14 protein-coding genes are annotated in these 14,955 nt (G+C 38.2%); 7 read left to right on the top strand and 7 right to left on the bottom strand.

Annotated elements, in window-relative coordinates:
- Positions 1–228: 228 nt before the first annotated feature.
- The 3 genes from RI845_RS14235 (at position 229) to RI845_RS14245 (ending at position 4,663) form a co-directional block, all read left to right on the top strand.
- Positions 229–2,685 carry a M1 family metallopeptidase gene (locus tag RI845_RS14235; protein ID WP_348386830.1) on the top strand — a complete coding sequence of 819 codons (2,457 nt, stop codon included), beginning with the start codon at positions 229–231 and terminating at the stop codon, positions 2,683–2,685.
- A gap of 40 nt (positions 2,686–2,725) precedes the next feature.
- Positions 2,726–3,262 (top strand): DUF6702 family protein, encoded by a 537-nt coding sequence (locus tag RI845_RS14240; RefSeq protein ID WP_348386831.1) that lies wholly within the window; start codon positions 2,726–2,728, stop codon positions 3,260–3,262.
- 231 nt (positions 3,263–3,493) lie between these two features.
- Complete coding sequence (locus RI845_RS14245; RefSeq protein ID WP_348386832.1) at positions 3,494–4,663, top strand: hypothetical protein; 1,170 nt, start codon at positions 3,494–3,496, stop codon at positions 4,661–4,663.
- 17 nt (positions 4,664–4,680) lie between these two features.
- Here the strand turns inward: RI845_RS14245 and RI845_RS14250 are convergent, their stop codons facing one another.
- Positions 4,681–5,385: a pseudouridine synthase gene (locus tag RI845_RS14250; RefSeq protein WP_348386833.1), complete on the bottom strand. Its 705-nt coding sequence runs from the start codon at positions 5,383–5,385 to the stop codon at positions 4,681–4,683.
- Positions 5,386–5,464: 79 nt separating this feature from the next.
- Between RI845_RS14250 and RI845_RS14255 the strand changes: the two genes are divergently transcribed.
- Positions 5,465–5,971: a M48 metallopeptidase family protein gene (locus RI845_RS14255; RefSeq protein WP_348386834.1), complete on the top strand. Its 507-nt coding sequence runs from the start codon at positions 5,465–5,467 to the stop codon at positions 5,969–5,971.
- Positions 5,972–5,985: 14 nt separating this feature from the next.
- Here the strand turns inward: RI845_RS14255 and fdxA are convergent, their stop codons facing one another.
- Positions 5,986–6,315 (bottom strand): ferredoxin FdxA, encoded by a 330-nt coding sequence (gene fdxA / locus RI845_RS14260; RefSeq protein ID WP_348386835.1) that lies wholly within the window; start codon positions 6,313–6,315, stop codon positions 5,986–5,988.
- 197 nt (positions 6,316–6,512) lie between these two features.
- On the opposite strand from fdxA, the gene RI845_RS14265 reads away from it, so the two are divergent.
- Complete coding sequence (locus RI845_RS14265; RefSeq protein WP_348386836.1) at positions 6,513–8,132, top strand: NAD(P)/FAD-dependent oxidoreductase; 1,620 nt, start codon at positions 6,513–6,515, stop codon at positions 8,130–8,132.
- A gap of 48 nt (positions 8,133–8,180) precedes the next feature.
- Here RI845_RS14265 and RI845_RS14270 read toward each other — a convergent pair whose 3' ends face one another.
- On the bottom strand, positions 8,181–10,151 hold the full coding sequence (locus RI845_RS14270) for an alpha/beta hydrolase family protein (protein WP_348386837.1): 1,971 nt from the start codon (positions 10,149–10,151) through the stop codon (positions 8,181–8,183).
- Positions 10,141–10,770, bottom strand: a complete 630-nt coding sequence (locus tag RI845_RS14275; RefSeq protein ID WP_348386838.1) for a hypothetical protein — start codon at positions 10,768–10,770, stop codon at positions 10,141–10,143. Before RI845_RS14275 ends, RI845_RS14270 begins: the two co-directional genes overlap by 11 nt.
- 122 nt (positions 10,771–10,892) lie before the next feature.
- Between RI845_RS14275 and RI845_RS14280 the strand changes: the two genes are divergently transcribed.
- Entirely contained in the window at positions 10,893–12,677 is a 1,785-nt protein-coding gene (locus RI845_RS14280; RefSeq protein WP_348386839.1) for a beta propeller repeat protein, read from the top strand.
- 125 nt (positions 12,678–12,802) lie between these two features.
- On the opposite strand, the gene RI845_RS14285 is transcribed toward RI845_RS14280, so the two are convergent.
- A complete protein-coding gene (locus tag RI845_RS14285) occupies positions 12,803–13,414 on the bottom strand; it encodes a DUF3622 domain-containing protein (protein WP_348386840.1) in 612 nt (203 codons plus the stop codon).
- 21 nt (positions 13,415–13,435) lie between these two features.
- Positions 13,436–13,795, bottom strand: coding sequence for a DUF3622 domain-containing protein (locus tag RI845_RS14290; RefSeq protein WP_348386841.1), 360 nt, complete (start codon positions 13,793–13,795; stop codon positions 13,436–13,438).
- A gap of 214 nt (positions 13,796–14,009) precedes the next feature.
- Here RI845_RS14290 and RI845_RS14295 point away from each other — a divergent pair, with 214 nt between their 5' ends.
- The gene (locus RI845_RS14295; RefSeq protein ID WP_348386842.1) at positions 14,010–14,528 is read left to right on the top strand and encodes an NUDIX hydrolase; all 519 of its coding nucleotides are present in this window, start codon (positions 14,010–14,012) and stop codon (positions 14,526–14,528) included.
- A gap of 4 nt (positions 14,529–14,532) precedes the next feature.
- On the opposite strand, the gene RI845_RS14300 is transcribed toward RI845_RS14295, so the two are convergent.
- The gene (locus tag RI845_RS14300; protein WP_348386843.1) at positions 14,533–14,865 is read right to left on the bottom strand and encodes a PBPRA1643 family SWIM/SEC-C metal-binding motif protein; all 333 of its coding nucleotides are present in this window, start codon (positions 14,863–14,865) and stop codon (positions 14,533–14,535) included.
- Positions 14,866–14,955: the final 90 nt, after the last annotated feature.

Raw genomic sequence — 14,955 nt, forward strand, 5'->3', positions numbered from 1 at the left:
TTATAGATTTTACTGGGTTAAATGACAGAAAAAAAGCCTGTTTTGCTTGTAAAAACGAGGACTTAGTACACTTAATTACAACTTAACGCAGATAATTGCATTTTGTCCCATGCTCTGTTGACTATTAATTTACTGTCTATATGATGTACGGCGATAAAAATTAGCGCTATTAAAACAACATATTTATAAAAATTTGTAAATATCATTAACAACATTTTGGGATATTCAATGAACTTAAGAAGTCTATTTATTGCAGCGTCATTGACTGCATTGTTAGTATCACCTGCGCAAGCAACAGTGGTTAAACAAAGCAAAGGCGATTTTGAAGATAAATTTCGTCAGTTAGAAGAAATTCTGCCAACACCAAACGATTACCGCAACGCTGCTGGTGAGCCTGGTAAAGAATATTGGCAACAACAAGTTGATTATAAAATCAAAGTACAACTTGATGAAGCAAACCGTCGTTTATCTGCTAAGCAAACGGTCACTTATCACAATAATTCTCCATACCGTTTAAAATATTTATGGTTACAACTTGAGCAAAACCGCTTTAAAGCCGATTCAATTTCTGAATTAACCGGTGATTTTGGTGGTATTGGCCGTCGTGGTCCAGCAACAGCAAAGCCAAGTGGTAGCAAACCAGCAAAAATTAGCTTTGCCGAATTACGTAAACAGCAATTTTATGCTGATAATACTTTAGGCTACGATAAATTTAACGTTACCGATAAACGCGGTAACGCATTAAAAGTTACCTTAGTTGGCAGTCAAGCACGTATCGACTTAAATGAAGCGCTGGATGCAGGCGATGATATTACCTTTAATATCGAATTTGGCTTTAACATCCTTGAAGAAAATGCGGTATCTGCTCGTGCTGGTTACGAGCACTTTCCAGACGATGCTCGCGAAGGCGGTAACGATATTTTCTTATTAGCACAATGGTTCCCTCGTTTAGCCGCATTTTCAGATTACGAAGCTTGGCACAATAAAGAATTTTTAGGTCGTGGCGAATTCACCCTAGAATTTGGTAACTACGATGTAGAAATGACCGTACCTGCCGATCATATCGTTGCGTCTACCGGTGTACTGCAAAACGAAAGTAAAGTATTAACAAAACAACAACGCCAACGTTTAGAGCAAGCCAAAACAGCTAAACGTCCAGTATTTATTGTTAGCGAAGAAGAAGCGCTGGAAAACGAAAAAGCTGGCACAGATAAAACTAATACATGGCATTTTAAAGCTGAAAACGTACGTGATTTTGCTTGGGCTTCATCACGTAAGTTTATTTGGGACGCCAAAGGTTACGCCCAAGGTGGCGATGAACAAGAACACGTTATGGCAATGTCATACTTTCCAAAAGAAGGTGGCGATTTATGGAAAAAGTATTCGACTGAATCTGTGATCCATACCATGGATGTTTACTCTCGTTATACGTTTGATTACCCATACCCTACAGCGATTAGTGTAAATGGCCCAGTTGGCGGTATGGAATATCCAATGATCAGCTTCAACGGCCCTCGTACCAAGTGGCATGAAGATGGCACTCGTACTTACACATTAGCCGAAAAACGCTTTTTAATTGGTGTTGTAATCCACGAAGTTGGTCACAACTATTTTCCAATGATTGTTAACTCTGATGAGCGTCAATGGACATGGATGGATGAAGGCCTAAACAGCTTCTTAGATGGTGTTGCCGGACGTGAGTGGGACCATACTATCCCATGGGGTGTTGAACCACGCGATATTATTGGTTACATGAAATCCAACGTGCAAGTTCCTGTAATGACGCAATCTGACAGCGTTCTTAACCTTGGACCAAATGCCTACACAAAACCTGCTGCTGCGTTAAACATTTTACGCGAAGTAATTATGGGTCGTGAATTGTTTGATTTTGCTTTTAAAGAATACGCGGTTCGTTGGAAAAACAAACGCCCTACTCCTTCTGACTTTTTCCGCACTATGGAAGAAGCATCAGGCATCGACTTGGATTGGTTCTGGTACGGTTGGTTTTACACCACAGATCACGTTGATATCTCAGTAGACAGCGTTTACAAACTTCGTTTAGATACTAAAAATCCTGACATCGATTACGATCGTCGTCGTCAAGAACACTTAGAAAAACCATCATCTTTGCATGTTGACCGTAATACGGCTGCCGGAGTGAAAACTTGGTTAGAACTAAATGAAGATGTTAGCGATTTTCATGATGACAACGACCGTTGGACGGTAACCAACAAAGAACGTAACAAATATAAAGAAATGCTTAACAAGCTTGAGCCTTGGGAACGTAAAGCATTTGAACGTGCAGTTAAAGAAGACAAAAATTACTACGTAATCAACTTTTCTAACTTGGGTGGCCTGGTAATGCCTATTTTACTAGACTTAACTTATGAAGACGGCAGCACTGACTCTATACATATTCCAGCAGAAATTTGGCGCCGTGCACCTAAGAATGTAAGTAAGTTAATTGTTACTGAAAAAGGTAAAAACTTAGTGTCTGTTACCGTTGACCCACATTGGGAAACAGCTGATGTAAACCCGGACAATAACCATTACCCACGTCGCATCATCGAGTCTCGCATTGAAGCTTTCAAAAAAGAGAAGTCGAAGAAAATGGAATACCGCGACATTATGCATGACAGCAAAACTGAACTAAAAGAGCCAAAAGCTAAAGTTTACAAGAAGTAGATGCTCGCTTTTATAATTAAACAAACACAGGTAAATAGTAATGATTCTTTATAAATTTAATAAGCAACTCGTTGCTATTTTACTTGCTGTTGTAACGTTATTGACGAGCAATTTAGCTGCTGCTCATCAGCAAAAAGAAGCGTACAGCACTATTTTGTTTAATGATCGTACGCAAAATATTGAAGTGTCGCATCGTTTTTACATTCATGATGCTGAACATGCGTTGGTGAAGTTGCTTAATAAACATGCCGATTTAATTGGTTCAGTTGACACTCAAAAAGAATTTGCTGAATATATTCAAAATAAATTTCGCTTGCTCGATGACAATAAACAATTATTGCCATTAGGCAGTGTCGGTTTTGAAATAGAAGGCAAGTTTTTCTGGGTATACCAAGAAATTAAACAACCTGAAGTGTTAACAGCTGTTTATGTAAAAATGGCTGCTCTGCAAGATGTTTGGCCAGGGCAAATTAATCAAATTAATGTAGAGCACAGTGACATTAAAGCGAAAAGTAAAAAGTCTCGTTCAGTGCGAATTAGCGAACATGATGATTGGCAACGTATTACCGTAGACTAAATAACTGTAGCTTCGTTACCAATTTCAAATAGGGGTATTTTACCCCTATTTTATTTTCTAGTAATAAATTTAAGCAAACCAAACGTTTACTGTTTATTAAAACATCATTCACAAACCACACCAGATCTATTAAAACAAAAAACCACAGTTTATGCCTTGCTAAGCCGCTAAATATAAGTACAATCGCCCTCCAATTTCTTAATTACCTTTTTCTGGAGTCCCTTTAGTTTCATGAGAAAATTGCTTACTTCCCCTGCACAATTATCGCTTAGCGACAGCGAGAACAATATCTTTCAAACAGCATTAAAATACATTGCCGATTTATCGCTAAATTTAATGGCTGTAAAAGTCACTAATCATCCAGAAGACTTTCTCGGCTGGTGTAAAGAACTACACCGTATCTGTAAACATGACTTAAACATGGATTTACTCGATGAGAAGCAATTGGCTCCACTCAAAAAGCTACAAGATACTCTTGAACTAGGAATTTCATTAACACAGCTAAAAATGGTTCGCATTGCGCCGTGGCCAATATTCTCCAGCATAATTAAAGAGCAGGCCGAACTACAATCGTTAACCGAACGTCTTGCGTTAATGGATTATATTAGCCAATTACGTACGCAATCGTTAGAACAGATGATTGAAGAAGACCGCTTAGTTTTCTCAGGTAAACATACGGTTAAACATGACCCTAGTATTTATCAGTTTGACGTAGAGTGGTTCGGTAGCACCAAAGGCGCTAAAACCTTCCACAACTTATTACAAACTCACCCGCAAGAATTTGATCATGCGCTAGCGCATATCCCTTTAGAGGGTGAGGTAAATAAAGCGCAATACCAGGGATTTGTGAAAGGCTTTAAAGCAATTTTTAGTCAGCATACCGATAACGAAAAGGCACCATTAGTTGCTGCAACTCGTTTACTAGCAATGCGCCGTCCTGATGTGTTTATTAACATTACAAACAATAATTTAAGTGTGCTTTGCCAAGGCTTAAATATTGCTAAGTTTAATAACCAGGATTTTGACAGTTATTACAGCGATATGGTGTTGTCATTACATAGCTTCCATTGGTTTAACCAAGCTGCACCTACAGACGAGCAGGAGTTACAGCTATGGAATATACGAGCTATATTAGTGGATTTGTTTTTATATGCCGATGAAACGCAAGCGCAAAACTCAAACTACATTAAGCTGCGTGACAAGCCATCGCGGACTACATCAGGCGTGGTAAAAGCGATGAAACGCAGCAAAGAGTCTGCTGAAATGCTGGTAGATAAAGCGCTCGAAGGTGACGATATTCCCGAGTACTTAATTGATATGCGCAGTACTATTGTAAATAGTGTAAAGGACGGAAAAACAGTAGAGCAAGCTATTGGCTTGATGCGAACTATTTTCGGATAACTTCTGATATAGAAAATTTAAATACTTTGCACTTCAAATGGGTGTAACTCTCTGCTTTCACCAGGCATTAGAGTTGCATCCAATTGTAAATTTCCTATCGATTGACGGTGTAATTTCACTACAGGGTTTCTAAAACGGCCAAACATGCGCTTTATTTGGTGATACTTGCCTTCAATGAGTTCCACTTTAGCCACATAATCAGACAATATTTCCAACGTTGCCGGTTTGGTGGTAATGTCTTCGAACTCAAAATACATACCATTTAAAAATGCCGGGATCATATCCACAGTCAGTTTATTCGCCAGCGTAACATGGTACTCTTTGGCTACTTTATTATCTGGCTTTGATAGCATTTCTGACCACCTGCTGTCATTGGTCAATAACAGTAATCCTGACGAGTTTAAATCCAACCTTCCGGCAATGTGCAAAGAGTCTTTATACTCAAAGTCGAGTAAATCGATTACGGTTTTATGAATATCATCTTTAGTAGCGCTCACTACCCCAACAGGTTTGTGTAACATTACATACTTTGCTTGATTGGCTTGTACGGGTTCATCATCGACTGTTATCTGTGAAAACGTATCAACAATTAAATCAATATCCAGAGCTAAACAACCATCAACGGCCACGCGTTTTTGCGCCAGTAAAAGCCGCACATCTTTACGTTTAATGTTTAGTTTCTCACTCAAAAGTTTGTCTAGTCGACTCCGGCCAATCGCCACAATATTTCCTTAATAGTAATTACCCTTGTAACATCGTAAAATATACGGGTTCCGTAACCTACTCTTAACGTTTTGATTTATGAGCAAGCAATTAAAATACCTTTCGGCCTATTCAACTGAAGTGCAAGCACAAGTAGAAACGCTTATCACTGAAAAGCGCTTAGCGAATTTTCTGCTAAACAAGTACCCAAAAACTCATACTATTGCTAACGATAATCAGCTGCGTGAGTTTGTTCAAGAATTAAAAAATAAATACTTAAAAAAATCTGCACCGTTAAGCAAAGTTACCTTTGATAATAAAATTCATGTTATCAATAATGCCTTGGGTTTACACAGTTATGTCACTCGAGTACAAGGTGGAAAATTAAAATCTAAGAATGAGATCAGAGTTGCAGCACTTTTTAAGAAAACGCCGATAGAGTTTTTAACCATGATAGTCGTACATGAATTGGCGCACTTAAAAGAGAAAGAACACAACAAAGCATTTTATAAATTATGTCTGCATATGCTACCGGATTATCACCAATTAGAGTTTGAACTGCGCTTGTATTTAACTCAAATTGAGTTTATTGGTGATATTTATTAATAACCAGTCGCAGTTTACTCTTCAATTACTAAGTGCTTTATTTTATTTTTAACCCCGTCCCACTCTTTAGCATCACTAGGTGGCGCTTTAACTTCAGTGATCCTTGGCCAAATTTGGGCTAGTTCAGCATTTAATTGAATAAACTCTTGTTGATCCTCTGGTACTTCATCTTCTTGAAATATTGCCCCGGCAGGACACTCTACAGGACACAAATCACAGTCAATACAATCATCAGGGCTTATTGCTAAAAAATTGGGTCCTTCAAAAAAGGCATCGGCAGGACACACCGCAACGCAGTCTGTGTATTTGCATTTAATACAATTGTCGGTAACAACAAAGGCCATAGAGTTCTCTTGTAACGGTTAATTGGCTCGATCATACCTTGCTTGCCAACAATTTCAATATCTTGTTTGTAAGCAGAGCTGCTTAAGGTAAAATACCCGCCTATAATTATACACTTGTTGTAAATTCAACGAGTTTCAATGTTAAGCCAATAGAATTGGCTAATATTAGTTTACGCATTTATCTGGAATAATCATTAATGATCCGTCTTACCGATATAAAATTAGATTTAAACCATCAAGCCCATGAGCTACAAGATGCCATCCTTGAGCGTTTACAAATCAGTGAAGACCAACTTATAAACTTTTCTATGTTTAAGCGTGGTTACGATGCTCGCAGAAAAAACAACATCATCTTAACTTACACACTTGATGTGGATACTAAGATAAACACTGAGTTACTGGCTAAATTTTCTAAGGTAAGTAACGTAAAAGAAACACCGGATACCAGCTATAAGTTTGTTGCCCAAGCACCTGCTGAGTTACCTCAACGTCCTGTTGTTATTGGTATGGGACCATGTGGATTATTTGTAGGTTTGGTATTGGCGCAAATGGGCTTTAAGCCAATTATATTAGAGCGCGGTAAAGAAGTACGTGAACGTACTAAAGATACCTTTGGTTTTTGGCGTAAAAAAATATTAAACACTGAATCAAATGTGCAATTTGGTGAAGGCGGCGCAGGTACGTTTTCAGACGGTAAACTTTATAGCCAAGTAAAAGATCCTAAACATTATTCACGCAAAGTATTGCACGAGTTTGTTGATGCCGGCGCACCTGAAGAAATTCTATACGTAAGTAAGCCACACATTGGTACCTTTAAACTGGTTACTATGGTTGAGCAAATGCGGGCAAAAATCCATGAACTTGGCGGTGAAGTACGTTTTTCACAGCGTGTTGATGATATTGAAATAGTGAATGAACAAGTGCAAAGTTTAACCTTGGCAACAGGTGAAAAAATTAAAACCAACTATGTCGCTTTGGCTATTGGTCACAGTGCTCGCGATACGTTTAAAATGCTGTTTGATAAAGGCGTATATATTAAAGCAAAACCGTTTTCGGTTGGCTTTCGTATAGAGCACGAACAATCAGTAATCGACGATGCCCGTTTTGGCAAAAATGCCGGTCACCCTATATTGGGCGCTGCCGATTATAAACTTGTGCATCATTGTAAAAATGGCCGTTCAGTATACAGTTTTTGTATGTGTCCAGGTGGCACAGTTGTAGCTGCAGCCTCAGAAGAAGGTCGTTTGGTAACGAACGGTATGAGCCAATACTCACGTCATGAACGCAATGCTAACAGTGCTATCGTTGTTGGTATATCACCAGAAGACTACCCTGGAGATGTCCTAGCCGGGATAGAATTTCAACGCCGTTTAGAAGAAACATCTTTCAAATTGGGTGGCTCAACATATGATGCGCCAGCGCAATTAGTCGGAGACTTTTTAGCCGGGCGAGCAAGTGGCGAGCATGGTGATGTAGTGCCGTCATACAAACCTGGCGTTACCTATTGCGACTTAAGTGAAACCTTACCTCAATATGCTATTGATGCTATTCGAGAAGCGATTCCAGCCTTTGAACGTAAAATTAAAGGCTTCTCAATGAATGATGCAACCTTAACTGCTGTTGAAACCCGTACTTCATCGCCAATTCAAATAACTCGCGATAAAGAGCTATTAACAAGCCTTAATACTAAAGGACTATATCCAGCAGGTGAAGGTGCTGGTTATGCGGGAGGTATATTATCTGCAGGTATCGATGGGATTAAAATAGCTGAAGCGATGGCCTTGGCGATGACGAAAGATTTTGAAACTAACCATTAGTTGATTATTAAAAAAGGCGAGTCTGGTCACGATACTCGCCTTTTTAATTTAGTTATTTACATGTTTGTTTAAAAACACTAATAGGGCATCAAAAAACTTAACGGTCTGCTCCGGACTGCCAAAACTGTGGGTCCCTTCAGGGTCAATTAGCCACTCAAATGGCTTGTTGTATTTCTCTAACATTAACTTCATTCGATACGCGTGCTCTATATCTACAATTTCATCTTTAGCTCCGTGACCGATAAAAGTCGGCACCTGAAATTTTTTCGCCAAATACACTGGTGAGATGGCTTTTAATTGCTCATGCTCAGTCATGCTATCGCCGATATTTTCTTTCATCCACTCTGCTTGTTTAGACGACAGTGACGTTTGATTGAGCAATAAATTAATATCGGAAACACCGGCAAAGTTTACCGCACACTTAAACTTCCCTGGATGATTTAGTGGTAACATCATCGCCGCATAACCGCCATAACTGATCCCAAAGGTACAAACATTGTTTTCATCAATATTTGGTTTTGCCATCACTTGCTCTGCTGCCTGATAAATATCTGTTAACATTAAACCGCCAAACTGTTTTTTACCCGCATCCCTTAATTCAGTTGTATAGCCGCTAGAGCCACGAAAGTTCACTTGTAATACTGCATAACCGTTCGCCACTAACAGTTGCGTCACCGGGTTATAGTAACGATTATCGTAGACATCAATCGGACCACCGTGTGGCATAATTATTAATGGGTAGTTTTTTCGCTCTGTAGTAGGCATGGTCAATAAGTAAGGAATTTGTAAGCCCTCAACCTCAACCGTGCTTTCTAGCAAGTTACTGCTAAGTTGATTATTCAAGTCAGGATTCACAGCCCCAATATGCACAACGTTATTGTGCGGTGCTTGTACTAAATAGAACTCTCCAGGGTGGTCATGACTTTCACCGTAATAAATACTCGAGCTATTATCTACAGAGGTAGATATTTCAGCGATTAATGACAGTGTTTTGCCGAAATCAAATTTCTCTTTAGCGTTATTATTAGCAATATATACGGTATCAATTTTACCTTCATTGAGTACTTTAATTGCCGCTAGAGCATCATCTTTGGTCAAAGTCACATCAACAATTTTATAAGAGTCGGCCTGATAAACAACACTCTCTTTACCGGTTTCAAAATTTACTTTATAAACAACTCTTTGCTGCTCTGCATTAAAATCTAAACAGTAATAACTATTTTCTTCGCCTGCATAGGCGATTGGCAACAATTTAGCAGCGTCTTTTGCATCATCCTCTTCTTTAAATTGCCAAGTATGAATCACTTTCGTTTCATTATCGTTGCTAAACTGGGTTAAATTCCATTCCCCTTCTCGGCTTAGGTTAAAAGCCGCTTTTATCTCGCCTGACTGGTCTAAAAACCAACGGGTAGCAAAACCTTTTAAACTGACGACTTCATTCGATTTTTTAAACTGACCACCATCGACTTTATGCAACTTACTCAGCTTTTTACCATGTAACGCTAATTTATCAATTTTTAAGGTATACACTTTGGAAGACAGTCCGGACTTAGCATAAAGAAACTCATTTGCCCGCTCGGGTAATGGGTGAATTAATGAACCTTTAGTTTTCACCGAAAACACGTTTACTTGCTCATTATCTGGTCGTTGCAAAATCAACAGACGTTGTACAGATTTTGTGTCTAAAAGTCCTGCAACGCCTTTTTTGATTTCGATAAACTGAGCTGCCAAATGATTATCATCAATCCATGCAATATTACTTATTTTAGCTTCAAATTTACTAAATTCGGCTAAATTCAACCATAAGGTTTGCTGCTTGGTATCACTATCAATTAAAACTATATTCTGAGTATCATTAATAAAACGCAACGCGGCAATGTTCTCGCCATTGGGGCTTATTTGTGCCTGTAACATATCTGGATGTTGAAAGAATAATTTAGTATCTATCGATGCCGCAGCCTGTAATGGCATTACCACTAGAAAAAATACAACCAAACTGAAAGCTTTACTATTTAACATCAGTTGCCCCCCATTCAGCAAAAAAGTCATCGCGATAGCCACTACCACTCACCAATGGATATTGTTCAATCAATCCCGCAAGAGAACCGTTAATTTCTTTCTGCTCTGTTGCAAAGCGGTTGAATAGGTTTACCTTCATAAAATCAGTACCACGTTCGGCCGAAATATTAATTTCGCCGACATAATTTATTTTCCCAGGTTCGATATTAAAGCGCCAACTTGCTAACTCTTTAGTTGGTCGCCAGTAAGGCAAATTATAAAAAGGCGCATTAACACGAGTGATTTGATACCCACCAGCTAATAGCGGTAACAAATAGAATTCATTGTCAGTATTTTTCAAATTTAGTAAATATTTTTGACCTAACAACAGGGTGTCGTTATCAAAAAGGAAGCGTACTCTATTTTCTTTAATTTTAGCAAAATTAATGGAAGCAGCATCATGATTAACATTTAACTTAACCAGTAAAAAACCTTGATTTTTTGACAGCCTGTTTTCGGCCACTAGTTCTGTTATTTGCTCGATGGGTTTTAATGTTTTCTCTTGTTCTACGCCAAAGGTATTGCTGGTTGTAAAAAGGCTACAAAATAACAGCGTAGATAATATTTTTTTTAATTCCATTTTAATATTTTATTCATTTTTTTTTATAAAGATAAAATAAACTATTTAATCCGTTAACACCATGATAACCTTTTGCTAACCCAAAATATTTCATCAAAAAATAATAAAAACGGAGTTTGAATATGGGAGTTTTCTCACTATTTTTAAAAGCACGATTTAATCGTTTTCTACTGCTTACAGGCTTTATCTTATTAAGTGGTTGTTCGAGTCAGATAAACATTAATGAACCGCTCACGGCAAAAACGAAAATAGACCAGCAACAAGGTGTTGTTGTGGTGAGAGTGATTAACGCCTCATCATATCCCTTGCCGTTTAATCACCTCACTATCGCCCCTAAGAACTTGAATGAATCTAAAAATGTAAAGTTTGAGCGATTAGTGTCGTTAAAAACTCATACAACTGACAGTAATATCTTTTCTTCGGCGATTAAGGCTGGTAGTTACTCTTTAAGTTCAGTTTCGTCATTCCATCGAAATGGCGATTATTTTTATTCCCGTGGTGCCGGTGCTGAAATAAAATTTGGTACATTTGAAGTTGAACAAGGCAAAATCACAGATTTAGGCACCATAATTTACTATCCAAAGCCGCAAGATGATAAATACATAAACACCTTAACAAGATTAGAAGGCACACAATCGGTTGAAGTATTAAACAAGTTCTTCCCTTTTTATAATTATGATATGAATCAGGTTTTAACTTGGAATGAAGATGAGTTAGACGAAGAGCGTTATTCAACGTATGTTTCAATCGCACAAAACCCGGTAACCTTTAATCATAAATACGCTGCTCCAGATGGTTCTATGTATTTTATCGGAAAATTAGGGGTCATAATTAAGCGTAGCGCTGAGGGAGAATGGGAGATAGACGCCGTAGATAGTAACGTCGATTTGAATACTATTAAACAATCTCAGAATGGTGATTTAATTGTTGCCGGTAATGAAGGAGTGGTTTTCTTTAAAAAATTTGGTGGCGAATGGCAAGATATATCCCTAACAACAACTAGCAATATCAAACAAATTGAAATCACCAATAACCACGCTGAACTGATGAGTTTTCAAACCACTACGGCTGAAATTTATCGCGCTAATTTAACAGAAGACACGCCAAAGTGGCTAAAAATGGCGAGTTACACAACATTTTCAGGTTGGAAAGACGGTGACGGTAATACCCAACAAATATCCGTAATTGGCAAAAAAGATAAAACGACAACCAAACGTAAAGTGAGAGAAATATTTAATATTCAAACTCATAAACTGCTCGACCAACATGTTGTTTCGATCACCTACGGTAGCAACTATGATTTAGCCGCATTTGGAGATGGTTACAGTAAAGACTTCACTTTTGATCCTGAAACCTGGGAAGTTAAAACTGAGGAGAATTCAGCTGATATCGTTAAAACCATTCAAGCAGGTCATGCCAAGATAGCAATCGAAAAAGCGAGCTACTGGTCATTAACTGGTAAGCCTAGTATGTATACTGTCGACGAGACTGGTATGCAAAAAAATGAACTCAGTACTGTAATTAAGTCCTGCAATGAAGGTTATACCTTAGGTAAAAAGATCTGTTTTAAAGGCAAAGAGCATGAAAAAATTAAACGTGAATCGTTTAACTTCGTTTCTATTCCATGGTTTTTAAATGAACAGGAAGCGTTCAGTATCGTGTCATTTAGACATTATAATTTCTTTGCAGGCCCGGCCAAAACAGAATATAAAATACTTAAAACCAACGATGGTGGTAATAATTGGGTGAAAACAGACTTGGAATTACCTAATGAATATTGCATGGATATAGTATCGCAAGTAAAAGATAGAATTTTACTTTCTTGTGATGGTGTTTCTGGTGATTTTTACGAATCTTCAGATTTTGGTGAGACATGGCAACATGTTCGCCAACATGAGAACTTTTAATCTGAATTGATAAAGTAGTACAAACCTATTGCCGTTTTCAACATGGAAGTTTGCATTCCGTCATCTATGAAGTAAAAAGCCGAACTTTTAGGTTCGGCTTTTTCAGTTTATCAACAAGTGAATGATTATTTGTTTTGTAAATAAATAGAGTTCACTTCAGCGCCATCAGCAGTTTCAGACTCATCAGCAGAGCTTTCTTTAACGTCTGCCTTAACTTCAGCTTTGGTTTTAACTTTTTTCTTGCTCAACGCTTCTTTTTCAGCAAGCTCTTCTTCTTCAAGAGCAAGTTCAAAATCAAATTTCAGTCTATCTGATTTATTTGCCAGTTCTTCTTCAGCATCATCAGTTTCTAACTGTTCTAGCTCTTGCAAGTCACTTATTGCTTTTTCTTGCTCAGCTTCACTTAGTGTAAATGACTGTTCATTTTCTTCTGTACTGTTAACTTGCTCATCTTCTTCGAGCGCAGCCTTGGCAGCAGCAAGTTCTGCTTTTTTCAATTTGTCTTTGTATTGTTCGGCTCGGTCTTCGTCGTGGCGTTTATTACGTGCTACGTGATTTGCTAACACTTGTTTCAGTTCATTTTCAGCCCAAACAACACCTTCAGCTTCACTGGCAAAACCAGTTTGGCGTTTCGACACAACTTTCTTTTTCGAGGTTGCTTGACGCTGAATTTCAGCAGTCCAACTATTATTGCGCTTTTCAACAACTCTAAATGTATATTTTGGTGCTTTACTCATGATAATTCCTGCGAGTTAATTTTATTCTTGCTCAGCATCATCGCTGTCATCAAACATTGGCATATCAAGGCCTAGTGCTCTTGCGCGTGCTTTTTCTTTACGCTCAAATTTAGCCGTTTCTTGTTTTTCTGCAAGAATATCAGCTTTCTCATCACGAATAGAACGTTGTTCACCATGGCGTTTGTTGCTGGTTTGCTGTGCACTAATAAAAGTAGCAAGCTCTTGCTCTGCCCAAGTAGTCGCTTCGGCTTCGCTAGAAAAGCCTTCTTGTTGTTTAGAAACCACTTTTTTCTTCGACGTGATTTGACGTTCTATTTTTGCAATCCAAGTCTTATCACCTTGCTCTACAACATTAACGCTATACTTTTGACTCTTTGCCATGTTCAACCTTACAAAACCTGTTAAATTTAGTTTAGAGGACTTTGCCCTCATAATGCCCGCTATTCTACGCTTTTATTGATCATTTCACAGCATAATAATAATACCAATTCTAATAAAAATGTAATTTTACCTGCTACTGCCAGTTTACATTTTCCACCAAGGTGTATTTTCAGTATACTGCGCGTCTTTTCCTAACTCGGACAATACAACAACTATGCGTTTATTAAGAACGACCACACACCCAGACATTAACAATTTGTGTGGCCGTAGTTTTCACCGCCAAGCCGCTCGTGGCATCATCTTAAACGGTGATGATATCCTACTGCTTTATACTGAGCGCTATCATGACTATACCCTACCTGGAGGTGGTGTAGATGAAGGTGAAAACTTAGAACAAGGCTTAATACGAGAATTAAAAGAAGAAACTGGCGCGGCTAATATTCGTAATATTGAAGCCTTTGGGCGCTATGAAGAATTTCGCCCTTGGTATAAAAACGATTTTGATATGGTTCACATGGAATCTTTTTGCTATACCTGCTCAATTGATGCAGAGCTGGGGGCAACACAATTCGAAGCCCATGAAATTCAAAATGGCATGACACCTAAATGGATCAACATCCATGAAGCTATAGAGCACAATGAACATACCATGGCAAATAGTGATAAAAAGGGTATGTCAATTGAGCGAGAAACGTTTTTATTGAAACTTATCGTTAAAGAGCTTTTAGCTTAAGCTATTAGCCACAACACTTTTTGTATTTTTTACCACTGCCACATGAGCAAGGATCGTTACGGCTTGGAGTTTTGTCAAACGTAGTAGTTGTAGGCTTGCTTAGTATGGTATTAAGCTCATTAATATTTTCATCTACCTTGCTGTCTACGGTTACGTTAGCAAACAGTTCATTATCGGCAACTAACGTTTCTATTTCCAACTTTCTTTCTTCGCTGGTAACCACAAGCGTCAATGGATTTTTTTCTGTACCAAGCTTAACGACACGTTTGGTATTATAACCCGTTTTCACATGGTTTACTCTGGTGTGAATACGCCCTTTGTAATACAGATCGTGCATGATGAACTCCGTTAACCTAATACTAAAAATTGGCGCGCATATTAACAGCTATTGTGCGCAACTGTTAGTTAATAATGACATTTTGATAGC

It is taken from the genome of Thalassotalea nanhaiensis, from assembly GCF_031583575.1.
GTDB classification, from domain to species: Bacteria; Pseudomonadota; Gammaproteobacteria; order Enterobacterales; family Alteromonadaceae; genus Thalassotalea_A; species Thalassotalea_A nanhaiensis.